Annotated in this window: 21 protein-coding genes; 9 read left to right on the top strand and 12 right to left on the bottom strand. The window is 49.5% G+C overall.

All coding sequences use genetic code 11. The features are described 5' to 3' along the window. Positions 1-75: 75 nt before the first annotated feature. A complete protein-coding gene (locus tag HGH92_RS21830) occupies positions 76-2517 on the top strand; it encodes an SEL1-like repeat protein (protein ID WP_168872864.1) in 2442 nt (813 codons plus the stop codon). An 82-nt stretch (positions 2518-2599) separates the two neighbouring features. Here HGH92_RS21830 and HGH92_RS21825 read toward each other — a convergent pair whose 3' ends face one another. The 3 genes from HGH92_RS21825 to HGH92_RS21815 all read right to left on the bottom strand — a co-directional run bounded on the left by HGH92_RS21825 (position 2600) and on the right by HGH92_RS21815 (position 3528). Beyond that, a complete protein-coding gene (locus HGH92_RS21825; protein WP_168872863.1) occupies positions 2600-2839 on the bottom strand; it encodes a hypothetical protein in 240 nt (79 codons plus the stop codon). Positions 2840-2863: 24 nt separating this feature from the next. Further along, positions 2864-3043, bottom strand: coding sequence for a hypothetical protein (locus tag HGH92_RS21820; protein ID WP_168872862.1), 180 nt, complete (start codon positions 3041-3043; stop codon positions 2864-2866). 128 nt (positions 3044-3171) lie between these two features. Next, positions 3172-3528 carry a winged helix-turn-helix transcriptional regulator gene (locus HGH92_RS21815; RefSeq protein ID WP_168872861.1) on the bottom strand — a complete coding sequence of 119 codons (357 nt, stop codon included), beginning with the start codon at positions 3526-3528 and terminating at the stop codon, positions 3172-3174. 107 nt (positions 3529-3635) lie between these two features. On the opposite strand from HGH92_RS21815, the gene HGH92_RS21810 reads away from it, so the two are divergent. Continuing rightward, positions 3636-4559 (top strand): alpha/beta hydrolase, encoded by a 924-nt coding sequence (locus HGH92_RS21810; protein WP_168872860.1) that lies wholly within the window; start codon positions 3636-3638, stop codon positions 4557-4559. Between the two features lie 36 nt (positions 4560-4595). On the opposite strand, the gene HGH92_RS21805 is transcribed toward HGH92_RS21810, so the two are convergent. Together HGH92_RS21805 and HGH92_RS21800 are read right to left on the bottom strand one after the other, a co-directional pair. Next, complete coding sequence (locus HGH92_RS21805; protein WP_211092686.1) at positions 4596-5108, bottom strand: GNAT family N-acetyltransferase; 513 nt, start codon at positions 5106-5108, stop codon at positions 4596-4598. Positions 5109-5237: 129 nt separating this feature from the next. Next, the gene (locus HGH92_RS21800) at positions 5238-5753 is read right to left on the bottom strand and encodes a GNAT family N-acetyltransferase (protein ID WP_168872859.1); all 516 of its coding nucleotides are present in this window, start codon (positions 5751-5753) and stop codon (positions 5238-5240) included. 205 nt (positions 5754-5958) lie between these two features. Between HGH92_RS21800 and HGH92_RS21795 the strand changes: the two genes are divergently transcribed. Then, positions 5959-6504 (top strand): hypothetical protein, encoded by a 546-nt coding sequence (locus HGH92_RS21795; RefSeq protein WP_168872858.1) that lies wholly within the window; start codon positions 5959-5961, stop codon positions 6502-6504. On the opposite strand, the gene HGH92_RS21790 is transcribed toward HGH92_RS21795, so the two are convergent. Beyond that, positions 6501-7178 (bottom strand): class I SAM-dependent methyltransferase, encoded by a 678-nt coding sequence (locus tag HGH92_RS21790; protein ID WP_168872857.1) that lies wholly within the window; start codon positions 7176-7178, stop codon positions 6501-6503. The genes HGH92_RS21795 and HGH92_RS21790 overlap by 4 nt on opposite strands. A 139-nt stretch (positions 7179-7317) precedes the next feature. Between HGH92_RS21790 and HGH92_RS21785 the strand changes: the two genes are divergently transcribed. The 4 genes from HGH92_RS21785 to HGH92_RS21770 all read left to right on the top strand — a co-directional run bounded on the left by HGH92_RS21785 (position 7318) and on the right by HGH92_RS21770 (position 9557). Beyond that, a complete protein-coding gene (locus tag HGH92_RS21785) occupies positions 7318-7548 on the top strand; it encodes a thioredoxin family protein (RefSeq protein ID WP_168872856.1) in 231 nt (76 codons plus the stop codon). Between the two features lie 66 nt (positions 7549-7614). After that, positions 7615-8337, top strand: a complete 723-nt coding sequence (locus tag HGH92_RS21780) for an AAA family ATPase (RefSeq protein WP_168872855.1) — start codon at positions 7615-7617, stop codon at positions 8335-8337. After that, positions 8334-9074: a YggS family pyridoxal phosphate-dependent enzyme gene (locus HGH92_RS21775; RefSeq protein ID WP_168872854.1), complete on the top strand. Its 741-nt coding sequence runs from the start codon at positions 8334-8336 to the stop codon at positions 9072-9074. The genes HGH92_RS21780 and HGH92_RS21775 overlap by 4 nt, the downstream gene beginning before the upstream one ends. A gap of 36 nt (positions 9075-9110) precedes the next feature. Next, positions 9111-9557 (top strand): GNAT family N-acetyltransferase, encoded by a 447-nt coding sequence (locus HGH92_RS21770; RefSeq protein ID WP_168872853.1) that lies wholly within the window; start codon positions 9111-9113, stop codon positions 9555-9557. A 50-nt stretch (positions 9558-9607) separates the two neighbouring features. Here the strand turns inward: HGH92_RS21770 and HGH92_RS21765 are convergent, their stop codons facing one another. Beyond that, entirely contained in the window at positions 9608-9775 is a 168-nt protein-coding gene (locus HGH92_RS21765) for a class I lanthipeptide (RefSeq protein ID WP_168872852.1), read from the bottom strand. Positions 9776-9914: 139 nt separating this feature from the next. Here HGH92_RS21765 and HGH92_RS21760 point away from each other — a divergent pair, with 139 nt between their 5' ends. Beyond that, a complete protein-coding gene (locus tag HGH92_RS21760; protein ID WP_168872851.1) occupies positions 9915-10484 on the top strand; it encodes a Crp/Fnr family transcriptional regulator in 570 nt (189 codons plus the stop codon). 102 nt (positions 10485-10586) lie between these two features. Next, positions 10587-10979 (top strand): RidA family protein, encoded by a 393-nt coding sequence (locus tag HGH92_RS21755; RefSeq protein WP_168872850.1) that lies wholly within the window; start codon positions 10587-10589, stop codon positions 10977-10979. 8 nt (positions 10980-10987) lie between these two features. Here the strand turns inward: HGH92_RS21755 and HGH92_RS21750 are convergent, their stop codons facing one another. The 5 genes from HGH92_RS21750 to HGH92_RS21735 all read right to left on the bottom strand — a co-directional run bounded on the left by HGH92_RS21750 (position 10988) and on the right by HGH92_RS21735 (position 14205). Next, positions 10988-11746, bottom strand: coding sequence for a leucine-rich repeat domain-containing protein (locus HGH92_RS21750; protein WP_168872849.1), 759 nt, complete (start codon positions 11744-11746; stop codon positions 10988-10990). A gap of 12 nt (positions 11747-11758) precedes the next feature. After that, positions 11759-12361, bottom strand: coding sequence for a hypothetical protein (locus HGH92_RS21745; protein ID WP_168872848.1), 603 nt, complete (start codon positions 12359-12361; stop codon positions 11759-11761). A 153-nt stretch (positions 12362-12514) separates the two neighbouring features. After that, positions 12515-12778, bottom strand: a complete 264-nt coding sequence (locus HGH92_RS33880; RefSeq protein ID WP_317166431.1) for a LytTR family DNA-binding domain-containing protein — start codon at positions 12776-12778, stop codon at positions 12515-12517. Then, entirely contained in the window at positions 12675-13175 is a 501-nt protein-coding gene (locus HGH92_RS21740) for a LytR/AlgR family response regulator transcription factor (RefSeq protein ID WP_247654993.1), read from the bottom strand. The genes HGH92_RS33880 and HGH92_RS21740 overlap by 104 nt, the downstream gene beginning before the upstream one ends. Continuing rightward, positions 13168-14205, bottom strand: a complete 1038-nt coding sequence (locus HGH92_RS21735) for a sensor histidine kinase (protein ID WP_168872847.1) — start codon at positions 14203-14205, stop codon at positions 13168-13170. The genes HGH92_RS21740 and HGH92_RS21735 overlap by 8 nt, the downstream gene beginning before the upstream one ends. Positions 14206-14336 lie beyond the last annotated feature (131 nt).

Below are 14336 nucleotides of genomic sequence, written 5' to 3'. Positions count from 1 at the left end.
GCCCGAAAATACGCCAACTTGCCTCCTTGTTAACCAGCCGCACATCAGTGCCTGAAAGAAAATAATAATCATGTCATGTCGCACCGTATCTACCTCTACAACCTGGACAACGAAGTAAACCGCCCCGCTCCGGAAACTGCGGTTGACGGCACTTTGGAAAGTATGTTGCCTGTTATCGGCGGCCATGATGGCCACAGCATCACGCTGATGGAGTGGAAGTATGAATTTCCTTTTTTCCTCCATCCTTTATTTGCCGGTCGCCCTTACCTGGGCATTCCCGTTTACAACGGGCAAAACGGCGGCCTCTATGCCGATGCCCCGGCAGGCATTAGCGCACTGAAAAGGCTATACGATTTCATCGATATCCATGCCGGCGTGCTCACCGATGATCCGGCAGCTTTCCGGGATGCTAAAGAAAACATCTTTAATTTCCTGGAAAATAAAGCCGGTCATGACAGCTTCCACCTGGATGCGTGGGACGTGTTCAACATGAGCGATGAGCCCCATGAAGAACAGGCTGCAGAACTGCTGAAGCAGATCAAAGACACCAATGCCGCCATAGAAGCGGCTATTGCCGCCAATGATCCGCTGCTGCTCAACGAATGCCCTGATGTGCAGCACAACCCTTATCACTTCAAAACCTTCCGGGACTTTTTTAGTACCAGCGCCTATGGTTACGGTTGGGATGTCATCCAGTCGGGCTATTATGAGGCTGAAGAAGAAGATTCCAACCAGATAGCATTCACTGAAAATGGGCTCACCGGCCTGAAAGTGGACGGTCAGGTGGTGATACCTGCGGCATACGACGAAGTATTTATCTTTCCGGAAAATGAAGACTTCGCGATCGTTAGCCGGGAAGGCAAATGGGGCTATGTAAACCGGCAGGGGCAACTGGTTTCCGGATTGGCCTATGATGAGGCGTACGACGTGGTTAGCGGTCAGGCCCTGGTAAAATCAGGTACGCAGATGTATATCGTTGTACCGGGGAATGCTCTCCCGGCTAACGGCTACGATGATATCTTTTACCTTTCTGAAACACCGTTGTTATATATCGTGGGCAGGGAAGAGCGCTATGGCGTCGTTGACGCCGCAGGCAACCAGCTCCTGCCCATGGTGTTCGCGCAGGACATTGAACTGTCAGACTTCTCGGGGGTACAGATCATTTCCGCACGCCATTCCGATACCAATAAAAGTCACTACTATACAGCCGGCTTCACCCGCATCGGCGATGACAGCATCGACGAAGTACAATGGGGCGGTACCTGCAAGGACGACTCCCTCCTTCTTTTCATCCGCTACAAACCCAGCAAACAATGTGGTCTTTTTAGCCCGGAAGGAAAGGAATTGCTACCGATCATCTATGATGAACTGGAGGTGCTAATGGGTGGGACCGTCGTGGTACGACAGGGCAGGAACAGTGGTATCTATTCCCTGAATAAAGGCTGGCAGGTCCCGTTGTCTCCCATAGAAATTGAATCCATCGGAGAATATGCCTGTCTGCTTACGCAAAACGGTAAAACAGGGCTGTTCGTAAGCCAACATGATGTGATCATACCACCGGCCTATGATGTGATTGCCCGGGAATTTACCTGGCATGATACCAATGAATGGGACACTCTTGCAGTTAATGCTGACGGCGCGTTTTCCATCCATCACGACGGCGGGGTAACCTCGCTGACAACGGCCGATATTTCAGCCATACTGGGTGAAGATACACGTTACCGTTATTCGGAAGAAATGCTGGATGCCCTTGCCCGGCTGGCCGGCGACGACCTTCCGGCAGACCTGTTGCATGAAAGAGGATCTGCGGCGCTCGAGGCACAGCAATACGAAGAGGCGGTACGTTTGTTTAAAGCGGCTGCCGATAAAGGCAGCAAAGACGCGATGAGCGACCTGGGTTATATCTATGAGGCTATCGAAGGTTACACCGATGACATAGCCGCATTTGAATGGTACGCCCGTGGCGTGGCGGCCGGTTCACCCCATGCTGCCAACGGGCTCGGCAACTGCTATCAGTATGGCACCGGCACCTCTCCCGACATTCGCAAAGCGCTGGAACTATACCAGCAAGCAGCGTCACAGCATGTACCCTACGCACATTACAACCTGGGTATGTTGTACTATGAAGGTATTAAAGTGCCGAAAGATGATCAGCAGGCGCTAAAACACTTCGTATATGCGAGCAGGTTAGGTATTGATTGTTATAACTACGTAGGTACGCTCTTCGAAGTGGCCGAAGACTATAAAAACGCAGTAGACGCCTATCGCAGTGGCATTAAAAACAAAGACGAATACTGCGCCTTCAATATGGCCCGGCTTTATGAACTGGGACAAGGTGTAAAAACAGACGCCCGTAAGGCACTCTCCCACTATATGAAAGCCGTGGAGTTGGGAATGGACGATGCACTCCTGGAACTGCGCCGCATGTATCTCTACAACGAAGACGTAAAAGACGAAACACGGGCACGCCAGTACGAACAACAGGCCCGCGATGCCGGACTGGACATCCCCGGATGATATAAAACAGGGCCGCCTTTTAAAAGACGGCCCTGACAATTACAACACCATCGTCACAGGGTCATCAACCCTACCCCATCTATTAGTCGTGTCCCTGGGTTTTAACGATTTTGTTGTAAATACCAAACAACAGAAATGGTGCTACCCATTGCCCCACAAATAGCCCGGCATGCTTCTTTCCCATACAATGCAAAAAAGAAGAAACCCCCATAGCTGTAACAGCCGTCCATAAAAAGATATCAGATGGCAATTTCGCTGTCTGATTCTCGATTTTCTTTGCTACTTCGCCCTCTTCACGATTTGCAGCCGATAAATTTTCCATGTGCTTTCATTTTTAATGGATGTCTTATTCTTCTTCCTCTGCTGATTCCTTTTCAATCGTTTCGTCCGTTTCGTTCGTTTCCTGAGCAGAAGATTGCTCTTCCGCTTCCGCCGGTTCTGATTGTTCTTGTTTACCCAATAAATCTTTTTTGGTAAATGATGGATTGGATTGCTGATCAATATCTTTTTCTTTATCCTGGTCCATAACAAAAAGTTTACGGTTTACAATGATCATCGCTTCATGAAATGATTTTCCAAATCCATGCCAGCCGAGGCAGCCCCTTGCATACGCGTCATTTCGTATAGCCCTTATCGTAGAGGCCGCCCTGACCGTTATTTCTTTTTGGGATAATCAACCCCTGCTTTGTCCATCAGGTCATAGCCATACTGTATCAGCATACCGATGACCGGCAGCGCCTCCTTTCCTTTGTCAGTGAGCCGGTACTCTACCTTTGGGGGCGCCACAGGGAAAACAGTCCGTTCAATCATACCCAGCGTTTCCAGCTCCCTCAGCTGAGTGGTCAGCATCTTATGCGTGATATGTGGAATTTCATTCTTCAACTCCCCATAACGCAGCACTTTCTCCCGCAACCTCCACAGTATCGGTATCTTCCAGGTACCACCAATATGATGGAGCGCAAACTCCACCGGGTTATAAAAAACTTTGTTATCAACAATAAATTCGGGCATGTATGAATTTTTTAACAGCCATACTCACCTAAAAGTAAGTATCACACTTAAAAGTATAACAGCGATTATTACTAGCGCCCGGGACAACTTTGCGTAAAAATTTTTTTATGCAGACGTACAACAGGCAGGTCAATGCAAATGTACAGGCTTATCTGGAAAGTGTAAATAGCCGCCACTCTTCCACACCGGCAACACTGGAGGCTTTTCGGCAGGCAACGCTGGATGCGATGCCGGTATGGAGCGGGGAAAAAACACCACTCTATCAGGTTTTACAACAACAGGTCAACACTCATGTGAGCGTTGCTATTTACAGGCCCGGACCGGGCATACTGCCGGCAGTGCTCTATTTCCATGGCGGCGGGTGGGTACGTGGCAGCGTAGCCACACATGATTGGTTGTGCCGTAACCTGGCCGCACAATCCGGCGCTATCGTCGTTTCAGTGGAATACCGGCTGTCCCCCGAACATGTATTTCCCGCCGCGCTGGATGACGGCTACGATGCGTTATTATGGCTGATGGACAATGCCGCCTCACTGGACATCGACGCGCAGCGTATAGCCATTGGCGGTGACAGCTCCGGTGGCAATATCGCTATCGCCACCCTGCTGCGTGCCAGGGACGCGGGTATTGGCCTTGCAGCACAACTGCTTGTCTATCCTCCTGTGGAAGCCCGATTTGATACCGGCTCGTATAACACGTATGCAGAAGGTTATCACCTCACCCGTCAAACAATGCAGCAGTGCTGGCAGGCATATACGGGCCAGGAAGAGAATGCACGTCATCCACTGGCCGCTGTGGTCCGTAATGATTTCAGGGGACTGCCCCCGGCGCTGATCATCGCAGCGGAATGTGACCCGCTGCGCGATGACGGCCGGCAACTGGCCGGTCGGTACCGGGAAGATGGTGTTGTTGTCCGTTATTCACTGTATCCGGGCACGATACATCCTTTCTTCCTCATGCCGGCATTGTTGCCGGAAGCGCGGGAAGCGCAGCGGGAAGCAGCGCTGTTTTTACGGGACATGCTACAATAAATACCTGCGGCGGGACTATCTGTTCCGCCGTTTTTTTTATTCCGGCCGGCGCAACACAAAATAAGCCGCTTCTTTCTGGTCACGCACAATATTATGCGGCGCCCTGCTAAAGCCGGCTTTTATCAACACTTTCTGTGAACCGATATTCTCCAGGTGTGTCAGTGCTACCACATCCCGAACGGAAGTATGCGTAAAACAATATTCCACCAGCGCCCTGCTTACCGCGGTGGCGATACCTTTGCCCCAGTATGCTTTCGCCAGCGTATAGCCAATCTCCAGCTGGCCAGGCACTTCCACAAAAGGCCGTGCCAGGCAGGTGCCGATAAAATCGTTGGTCACCGCGTCCCAGATGCCCCAGCGGCTGAACAAGCCTTTGCTGTAGTCTTCCAGCGCCGTGGCAAACAGTTGTTTATAGCGTTCCGGCGTAACGGCAGGCAGGTAACGTGTCACTTCCGGGTCTTCCAACAGGGTCAGGAACAGGTCCAGGTCTTCCGGTAAAAATTCGCGGACAATAATACTGTTGCTTTTGTACAGTGTATGCATGGTCATCGGGTGTTATTTGTTGGCAGTAGTATAGAACCGACCAATTACTGCTAAAGGTACAGCATACATCCCTAAAATCAACAACCCGCTGGCCTGCAGCGGGTTGTTGGTCACTATAAATATTGATTTCCGGGCTTATTCTGTGACATAAAAAGATGCATGGTATTGCACCTCACCCGTAGGCACTATTCCGTCAAACGCCAATACCTGGAAATACTCCGCCGGCGCTTCCGGATACCGCAGCCGTGCATCAGCCTTAAAACCAAACCGGCCGTAGTACGCCGGGTCTCCCAATACCACACAGCCTTTTGCCGGCAGCTGTTCCAATGCCGCCAACGCCGCTTTGATCAGCGCCGTGCCGATGCCGGCCCCCTGCCGTTCGGGCACAACAGACACCGGTCCCAGACCGAACCAGCCATTTTCCCTGGAAGATATTTCCACCGGAGAAATGGCGACATGGCCGGTCAACGTACCGTTTTCTTCCGCCACCAGTGACAACGTTAACTGTCCACTGGCGCGCAGCGCGTGGATGATCAACGGCTCAGTACCGCTGGAATGGGCCGCAGATAGGAATGCTGACCGGGTTACATGATCTATTTGCGGGATATCGGATATTTTTTCTTTTCTGATGATATATTGGTTTGTATTCATTGCCAGATAATAATTGTCCTGACGCCAGGTTGAGTCATGGCATAACAGGTGTGTATAAATGTTTTTCCTTAAAGCATTCGTATGTAAATTACCGGCGGAGAGCCGGTAACTACGCTATTACAATATCCAGCATCCAATAAAGGTAAGAAATTTATTCCCGTTATTTTGCTACGCTGGCAGTAGAATTATTCGGTAAATTTGAAATATGATCTACCGCCTCCTGTTTATACTCCTGTTCCTGCCAACGCCACCCGGTAAAAAAGTGGTTTCCGGCCGTCTCATGGCCGATAAGTCCTGGGATTATGACCATACCTTTTCCCAGGTCGTCGTGAAAAGCAAAGGAAAGATTATTGGCAGAAGTAACATTAGCGCACAAGGGACATTTACCTATACTTTCCCGGACCGTATACCTAAACAGGTGGATATTCACTATACAGAATTCGGCATGGGCGCCGATATGTACCTTCAGCATGTTGAACTGACCGACACCCTTGACACTATGCAGCTCACCATTCCTGTTCCGTCGCCCACCGGAACAGACAGCACCGGTAAAACCATTTGTCCTAAATGCAAAAAGGCAGATGAGACCAGGCAATTGGTTTATGGCGACGGACAGCTCGTTACGAAAATCAGAAAATGGGGAAGGGTTACCTATAGCCCGATTGTGAAAAACAAATATTACATGGGGACTTGCATACGGCCGGCACAGGGCCCGAAATGGCACTGCAACAGGGACGATATCTTTTTCTAAGCCGATACCTGCAATACAAATATCACCGACACAGGGACTTGCGTATCCGGATGTAGCGGTTCCACCAGTTGTTTCAGCGTCAGGCCCGCGTCTGTAAACAGCCGTATCCAGTCTTCCATCGTTCTGAAATACCACTGGTAGGGCTGTACGAATTCCCGTTTCATGCCATTCCAGCTGCCCTCCTTCCATCCCGAAACATAAGGTTCCTGCCGGGCAATCACCAGCGGGTGCAGTGTTTGGATGAACACCAGTCCACTGTCTGTCACCACACGATAGATGTTTTGCAACAATGCTTCCGTATCCGCCTGGTCCAGCAGCGCAAAATTAATGACCGCCGCATCAAACTTTTTGTGTACTGTATAAACGCCGGTGGCGATGTCATGGAAGCTGGCCACGGCGTAGCTGCCGCCGCCTTTCTCCCTTGCGTTGTCTATCAGCGCCGCCACGGTGTCTACGCCGGTGGCTTGCAGGCCTTTGTGCTGCAGCGCGCGGGTGAGCCACCCTTCACCGCAGCCGATGTCCAGCACAGAAGTCAGCGGGTAACTTGTCATCGTGCGGACAATCGCGTCGTTGGTGACGAGCATCCTTGATTCTATTTCACCATGGTCGATGGTAGCGATCCATTGGTCTGCATTGGCATGCCAGGAAGCGATGATAGGATTGGCCTGACTCATATCGGGTAGATTTAACATCCTCAAGTTAACCTTTTTTCAAAACTGGACCACCCCTATTTGTGGAATCTGGACCACCTGTATCATCCGGCAGGCCGGTACCTTTAGGTCGCAATTATGCAATCAACACAATCCGAACATCATGGAAAAGGCAGTTTTTTATCACGCAGGTTGTCCTGTATGCATTAGCGCAGAACAAGATATTTTAAACCTGATTCCGAAAGAGCAGGTGGAGGTTGTCCACCTGGGCACGGACAAGGCGGGAATCGGGAAAGCAGCGGCAGCAGGTGTAAAATCCGTTCCGGCGCTGGTGTTGGCTAACGGGAACGTGCTACACATTAACTTTGGGGCGTCTATCGACGATCTGAAGTAATAAAAACTCCTGATGGTCCCGGCGCCATCAGGAGTATTTCCCAACATAAAAACTGCTTTAGCCGCCATGAATATTTACGATCTGATTATTACGGACAAAGAAACCACCCGGCTGGAAGATGTGTTCCTGCATGAAGAAAAACGGAAAGCCATCGGACAGCTGATCAAAGAACATTATTACGTGGAAGAACTACAGCAGTTCGGTCTGCCGGTCAATAATAAAATACTGCTGCACGGCGCTTCCGGCTGCGGTAAAACCACCACGGCCAAAGCTATCGCGCATGCCCTGGGAAAACCGCTGTTCATCCTCAATCTCAGCAATATCATCTGTGCCCGCATCGGTGAAACCTCGCAAAATATTAAAGCAGTGTTTGACAAGGCCGCACGCGAAAAAGCGGTATTGTTTTTAGATGAGTTTGACCAGATCGGCAAAGCCCGCGGGAACGACGACCGCGACGTAGGGGAAATGAGACGCCTCGTCAATACGCTCATTCAGCTGATCGACTACTTCCCGGAAAAAGCGCTGCTGCTCTGCGCTACCAACCATGTGGATATAATTGACAAAGCGCTGATCAGAAGGTTTCAGCTCAACATTCCGTTTGAGATGCCTTCCCCGGCAGAATTAAACACCTATTATGACACGCTGTTGTCCCGCTTTCCGGAGCACATGCGGCATATACAACGGAAAACAGGCATCTCCTTCGCGGAAGCCAGAGATAATGTTTTCACACAGGTAAAAGCCGCACTGATCGCACACCTGGAGGCAACAGCTCCAAAAGTGGACGTATGACGGACGAAATAATAAACAATCTCCAAAAAATAAACAGCAGGATACAACAGGCCTGTATCAACAGTCAGCGGGGCACCGGCAGCGTTAAACTGCTGCTGGCCACCAAAACCGTTCCCGCAGAACGGATCAAAACCGCCCTGCTCGCCGGGCATACGCTGATGGCAGAAAACAAGGTACAGGAGCTGAAAGAAAAATACGAGGCCTTAAAAACCATCCCCCATGAAAATCATTTCATCGGACATCTGCAAACCAACAAAATCAAAGATATCCTGAAATATGAAGTGACCTGTGTACAATCGATGGGCCGCCTGGAGCTGGCCGAAAAACTGCATCAGCGGCTGCTCTCAGAAAATAAACAGCTGGACGTGCTGATACAGGTAAACACTTCCGGCGAAGAAAGCAAATTCGGCATTTCTCCCGAAGGCGCGCTGCAACTGGTGGAACAGGTATCCCGCCTGAGTACCCTGCATATAAAAGGACTGATGACCATCGGGCTGTTAAGCGCGGAAACGGACAAAGTAAGGCAGTGTTTCCGCCTGCTGAAATCATTGCAGCAGCAGATCATTGCCGCCGCCATTCCCCGCGTAGCCATGGAGGAGCTTTCCATGGGCATGAGCGGCGATCTGGAAACGGCTATTGAAGAAGGCGCTACCATTGTTCGTGTAGGCACGGCCGTATTCGGCCAAAGACCCACCCCTGACGGTTACTACTGGAATGAGTCGATAGCGGTAAGATGATACATGACTGATAACTCAAACACTAAATCATAAGAAATGGTACAAATTGTCAAAGCAGGGATGGAGCATCTCGATGAATTCGCGGAATTATTCAACAATTACCGCATCTTTTACCGCCAGCCATCAGACCTTGAAAAGGGGAAAAATTTCTTACGGGAAAGGATCGCCAATGGGGAATCAGACACTTTCCTGGCCCTGGTAGATGGCAAAGCCGTAGGGTTTGCCCAGCTCTACTCCCTCTTTCACTACAAAAAACTCGAGCGCCAGTGGCTGTTGAGCGATCTCTTTGTTGACCCCAATTACAGAGGCCGCGGTCTTTCCGTGATGATCATCGACCGCTGCAAAGCCTTCTGTGATGAAACCAACGCCTGCGGCCTGCTGCTGGAAACAGAGAAAACCAACGTTATCGGCAATCAGCTGTACCCCAGAACAGGATTTGAAGTGGACAATGAACACAATTATTACAACTGGTGGAAAGCCTAGTTTGATGAAAATACCGGGGTAATGCTTTTACCCCGGTATTAATTTTCTTTTTAGCAGGCACGCGTGCAAAGCAACATGCTGTGCACAGGGTCACAGGGATTTTCCGTCAACGGATCAGAAATCCTGCGGCCGGCCACATCACCGGTTTGTGGCGTGCTCAATCGCGCAACAATTTTTTTGCTTAAAACGAGTTTTTGCAAATGCATTTTCTTTTTCATGGCTTTTCTATTTGAGGCGTTAGAGAAACAATTCTCCATCAAAGTACACCTTAATTCTTCGCCACCGTATCCCGTAAAAAAGGGATTTTTCCGCTGACCGGGATACTGTTAACTTTGGGGCTCATCCTATCTTTCATATATGCAGGAAAAGCTGAGGCTACATATAGAAAAAATAGTCCTCCTTACTGACGAAGAGTTTGCATTTGTGCATTCCCATTTCACCGTTAAAAGTCTCAGGAAAAAGGAATTCCTCTTCCAGACCGGTGAGAGTGTCCGGTATTCCTATTTTGTTGTTTCAGGGCTTTTAACCCTGATGTACCACGATGATTCAGGGAAACAACACATTGTGTCCTTTGCGATGGAAGACTGGTGGGAAAGCGACTTTGAGGCCTATTTTACCCGAACAAAAGCCGGTATGTCGCTGCAATGCCTGGAAGACACGGAAGTATACTGCCTTACCCTGGAAAACTACCAAAAACTCTGCGCCGGTCTGCAAAAGATGGAACACTTTTTCCTGCAGAAAGCCAACGGCGGCCATATTGGTTCCCAGCGGCGCATCTTGTCTTTCCTGACCTCCAACGCCAAACAACGCTATGAGCAGCTCCTACAGCGGTATCCGGCACTGTTGCAAAGAGTGCCTAAAACCCTGCTGGCCTCTTACCTGGGCGTTTCCCGTGAAACCCTCAGCAGACTGGGACATACTTCTTAACCATATTTTCAGCCGTTTCAAAATAGTGAGGTTTGTCACACGAAAAGAATGCTATCCTGCCCACCTTTGCAGGGTATATTTTTTCAATATCAAACTATTACAATGGAGAAACGAATCATTAATCCGTGGAAATGGCAGGATGAACGCGGTTATGCGCAGGCTGTTGAAGTGAAGCAGGTAAACAGTACACTTTATTGCGCCGGCCAGGCGGCCGTGCTGCCCGATGGCACGTCATCCACTGCAGACATGCAAACGCAGCTGCATATTGCCCTGCAAAACCTCGAACAGGTAATCCACCAGGCTGGATACACCTGCAGCGGCATCGTACGTCTCACTGTTTACACCACCTCTTCTGACACGTTTGTGAATACCTGCTTTGATGATTACAAGGATTGGGTAGCCAAACACAGGGTACAGACAGCGCTGACGCTAACGGAAGTGAAAGCGCTCTTTGAGACGTTGAGCATAGAGTTTGAAGCCACCGTGGTCAGGTAAGAATAATATCACCAGGTAAATTTAGTCAGGCTGACAGTCCCGCTCATATTGAGGTTGTTCAGCGAGCAAAAATCAGCGCTCAGCTCTTTCAGCTTCCGCAGGCCATAGATTTTTAATACGGTCATGGGTCTGTTTTTGTACACGCTCAGTTCCTCCAGGTCCTTTAACGGCGTGGCATTCAGCTCTTCCAGCAGGTTGTTGTCCAGCCGTAGTTTTTTTATGGCATTGGAGCCTTTAAAGTGGAAGGCGGTCATCATGTTGTCGTTCAACTGGCACTCTTCCAACAACGGGTGCCCGCCTACGTCCACCACGTTCAGCGTGTTGTTGTGCAGTTGAAGCTCTTTCAGTTTGGGCAGGCCGCCCAGGTCTATGACTGAGAGCTTGTTGTACGGCGCATAGAGCGTTACCAGGTTCGTGCAGCCTTTCACGTTAAGGCTTTGCAGCTGGTTGTTCCAGCCATAGACTGCCCGTAATTTGGTCATCCCGGATAAATCCGCGTCCCTGATCTCGTTGTCATAAAAACCGAATTCCTCCAGGTTAGCGAAACTTTTGATGCCATACAGGTTGCTTATATGGAACTTGTTGACATACAGTTTCGTGACCTTGAGGGCTTCTGATAACTGGATTTCGCCGTCATCGTTCAGGTCCACCCCTTGTTCGATGAGTGCTTTTTTGAAATTCTCGTCACGCATTTTGACGTTTTGGGCCGAGGCCGCCTGGACCGTCAACAACAGGCATATAGTGAGATGGATGAAGCTTTTTTTCATGATATTGTTTTACTAATTGGAGATTACCGCCGACATTTTGCCGTCGCTGGTTACGTCTACGATGCCGGACACTTCCTGTTCTACCGCATATTTGTGGGTGTACCAGGTGTAGGTAGGTACGGAATATAATATTTCTCCGTAGCCATTCAGTGCCGTTTCCCTACCGGTTTGCACTTTGTAATCATAACTCTTCTCATAGTCTATCCAGGTTACGATATAGTACTTGCCCGGCTTCAGGTCCCTGAACTCGAAATGCCCGTTTTCATCTATCACCCTTCCTTCGATGTGGTAGCTGAACACGGCATTGCTCATGGTAGCCACCTTTTTACCCTTACGGTATTTTTTCTGTAGTTCAAGGAACTCGGTCAGGTAAGGGGTCACCGGGTACAACTGGATACGGTCGCCCTGCCAGGGGTAATAGGTCCGTCCTTTCTTTTTCAGTTTGGCCAGTCCCAGGATCGTGGACTTGCCATCTTCCATCTGGCTGGCCACTTCCGCCTCATTAAATGCAGCGGTGGGGTAAATGTATTCAGGTGTTTTTTGAGCAGACACGCCGGAAACGCCGGACACCAGGAGACCCGCCACTATCAATGCCTGCCGGATACAACAATGCATAACTTCTCTATTTGAATTGATCAATAACCGGTGACGTGTTCAGAAAAATATTACCGGATGATGTCAACTACAAAACTGAGCACAGTTGCGGGCTGTACCAATACCTGTAAGATGTGTATTTTTTATACCGGAAAACCAGTATGCTTTCTCCGGTCACAGTTCATCGATCACATCTTTATACCCTCGCCCTATCGGGATGGAAACCCCATGCATGACGATCTCTTCTGCGGTATAAGATTCAATTTTGTTGACAGACACAATAAAAGAGCGGTGTACCCGCTTGAAAGTGCGCGCCGGCAATAGCTCTTCTATCTCACTGGTGCCCATTTTGGAAATATATTCCTGTTTGGTGGTCACAATACGGATGTATTCCCGTTGGCTTTCTACATACAATATTTCTGAAAACGGTATACGCACCCTGCGTTTTTGCACACTGACGAAAATAAAATCCCGCTCTTCGCCGGACCCTTACTTTATTCACGGCAGTCAGGAACCGTTCAAACTCAAAAGGTTTCAGCAGGTAGTCTGTCACGTTGAGGTTAAAACCCTCCACTGCATACTGGTGATAGGCCGTGGTAACGATCACCGCCGGCGGGTCTGCGAGCGTCTTCAGAAAGGCCATGCCTTTCAGCCTTGGCAGGTGAATATCCAGGAACATTAGGTCCGTGTGCTGCTGCAACAGGAAGTCCGATGCCAGCAGCGCGTCTTTAAACACTTTTTGCAGTTCCAGGAAAGGCACCTGCGAGATATAGTCAGTGAGCACTTTCGCTGCCAGCGGTTCGTCTTCTATGACAATACATTTGATTTTAGACATGGCTTGAAAGATTGATTTTCAACGTGGCGGTGAATATATAGTCGCCCCTTTGTATATCGAGGTGATAATCCGTGTAGAGCAATTCCAGCTGCCGCCGGAGGTTAGAAAGACCGATCTGTGCATTGAAGCCGCCATCGCCTGCCGGCTCTCCTGTGGAGTTTTTTACCACAAAAAACAATTGCCTTTTTTTGATGGAGAGATGGATATCTACAAAAGGACGCTCTCTTGTTTCAGATGCTCCGTGTTTAAACGCATTTTCCACCAGCGGAATGAGTAGCAACGGAGGCAATGCCTGCTTCATATCTTCCAGGTCGTGGTTAAAATTCACCCGCAGGGAATCATCATAACGCAACTTCTCCAACGCGATATAATCATCAATAATCTTCAGGTCTTTTTCAACAGCGATATACGGCTCTCCGGTTTCGTATAGCATATACCGTAGCATCTTCGACAACCGGAGAATGGATTCCGGCGCCAGGTCTGATTTATCGCGCGCCAGCGAATAGATATTATTCAGCGTATTGAACAAAAAATGAGGGTTGGTCTGCGATTTCAGGTAATTCAGTTCCGCCTGCTGGCTCACAATACGCAGCTGTTGTGCATGTTGTTTTAGTTTGATGTAGTTGTAAAGATGCCTGATGATGGCAAAGAACGCCACTGCCGCCACGCTGTAGCCCACCAGTGCACCCAGCCTGTCCTGTATGGGAATAGGATTGCCCAGGGGTGTAAATATATGCAGGGTGACGCCGAACGCGCGCCACAGGAACAGCCCGATGGAATACGCAAAAAGATAGGACAACAACACCCAAAAACCGTATCCCGCGCGTTTCCAGCTTAGTTTCGGCAAGGCATGTTCCAACAGCCGGTAATTGATCACAGATATATAAAGGGCCAGCCACGTTTCGTTCACCGCCCGCAGCGGGAAGTTGCCGGCGCCTTCTACCAGGTCCTGCAATAGGTTCAACAGCCAGAAAGCAGGTACCAGCCAGCGGTACAGCTCATAACGTCTGATGTCTGAAAATTTTTTCATCTTGTTGTTAAGCAGGATAAATGTCGATAATTATTTCCCCATCTCCTAATTACTCACCCTACTTGACGCAAGCCCGTCGTTTGTTTACCGTAACCTGCTGTTCGTTGACAGCACGCCATGGCAACGGCGCC

The sequence above is a fragment of the Chitinophaga varians genome (assembly GCF_012641275.1).
Classification (GTDB): domain Bacteria; phylum Bacteroidota; class Bacteroidia; order Chitinophagales; family Chitinophagaceae; genus Chitinophaga; species Chitinophaga varians_A.
Note: the sequence above shows the minus strand (reverse complement) of the source record. Positions and strands in the feature narration are given on the sequence as shown.

Excerpts from the sequence above, each read along its gene's own strand:
- HGH92_RS21800 (WP_168872859.1), bottom strand. The coding sequence starts at position 5,753 with ATGAATACAAACCAATATATCATCAGAAAAGAAAAAATATCCGATATC.
- HGH92_RS21820 (WP_168872862.1), bottom strand. The coding sequence starts at position 3,043 with ATGGACCAGGATAAAGAAAAAGATATTGATCAGCAATCCAATCCATCA.
- HGH92_RS21745 (WP_168872848.1), bottom strand. The coding sequence starts at position 12,361 with ATGCATTGTTGTATCCGGCAGGCATTGATAGTGGCGGGTCTCCTGGTG.
- HGH92_RS21780 (WP_168872855.1), top strand. The coding sequence starts at position 7,615 with ATGAATATTTACGATCTGATTATTACGGACAAAGAAACCACCCGGCTG.
- HGH92_RS21760 (WP_168872851.1), top strand. The coding sequence starts at position 9,915 with ATGCAGGAAAAGCTGAGGCTACATATAGAAAAAATAGTCCTCCTTACT.
- HGH92_RS21735 (WP_168872847.1), bottom strand. The coding sequence starts at position 14,205 with ATGAAAAAATTTTCAGACATCAGACGTTATGAGCTGTACCGCTGGCTG.
- HGH92_RS21810 (WP_168872860.1), top strand. The coding sequence starts at position 3,636 with ATGCAGACGTACAACAGGCAGGTCAATGCAAATGTACAGGCTTATCTG.
- HGH92_RS21775 (WP_168872854.1), top strand. The coding sequence starts at position 8,334 with ATGACGGACGAAATAATAAACAATCTCCAAAAAATAAACAGCAGGATA.
- HGH92_RS21765 (WP_168872852.1), bottom strand. The coding sequence starts at position 9,775 with ATGAAAAAGAAAATGCATTTGCAAAAACTCGTTTTAAGCAAAAAAATT.
- HGH92_RS21770 (WP_168872853.1), top strand. The coding sequence starts at position 9,111 with ATGGTACAAATTGTCAAAGCAGGGATGGAGCATCTCGATGAATTCGCG.
- HGH92_RS21825 (WP_168872863.1), bottom strand. The coding sequence starts at position 2,839 with ATGGAAAATTTATCGGCTGCAAATCGTGAAGAGGGCGAAGTAGCAAAG.
- HGH92_RS21805 (WP_211092686.1), bottom strand. The coding sequence starts at position 5,108 with ATGACCATGCATACACTGTACAAAAGCAACAGTATTATTGTCCGCGAA.
- HGH92_RS21830 (WP_168872864.1), top strand. The coding sequence starts at position 76 with ATGTCGCACCGTATCTACCTCTACAACCTGGACAACGAAGTAAACCGC.
- HGH92_RS21795 (WP_168872858.1), top strand. The coding sequence starts at position 5,959 with ATGATCTACCGCCTCCTGTTTATACTCCTGTTCCTGCCAACGCCACCC.
- HGH92_RS21740 (WP_247654993.1), bottom strand. The coding sequence starts at position 13,175 with ATGTCTAAAATCAAATGTATTGTCATAGAAGACGAACCGCTGGCAGCG.
- HGH92_RS21815 (WP_168872861.1), bottom strand. The coding sequence starts at position 3,528 with ATGCCCGAATTTATTGTTGATAACAAAGTTTTTTATAACCCGGTGGAG.
- HGH92_RS21750 (WP_168872849.1), bottom strand. The coding sequence starts at position 11,746 with ATGAAAAAAAGCTTCATCCATCTCACTATATGCCTGTTGTTGACGGTC.
- HGH92_RS21790 (WP_168872857.1), bottom strand. The coding sequence starts at position 7,178 with ATGAGTCAGGCCAATCCTATCATCGCTTCCTGGCATGCCAATGCAGAC.
- HGH92_RS21755 (WP_168872850.1), top strand. The coding sequence starts at position 10,587 with ATGGAGAAACGAATCATTAATCCGTGGAAATGGCAGGATGAACGCGGT.
- HGH92_RS21785 (WP_168872856.1), top strand. The coding sequence starts at position 7,318 with ATGGAAAAGGCAGTTTTTTATCACGCAGGTTGTCCTGTATGCATTAGC.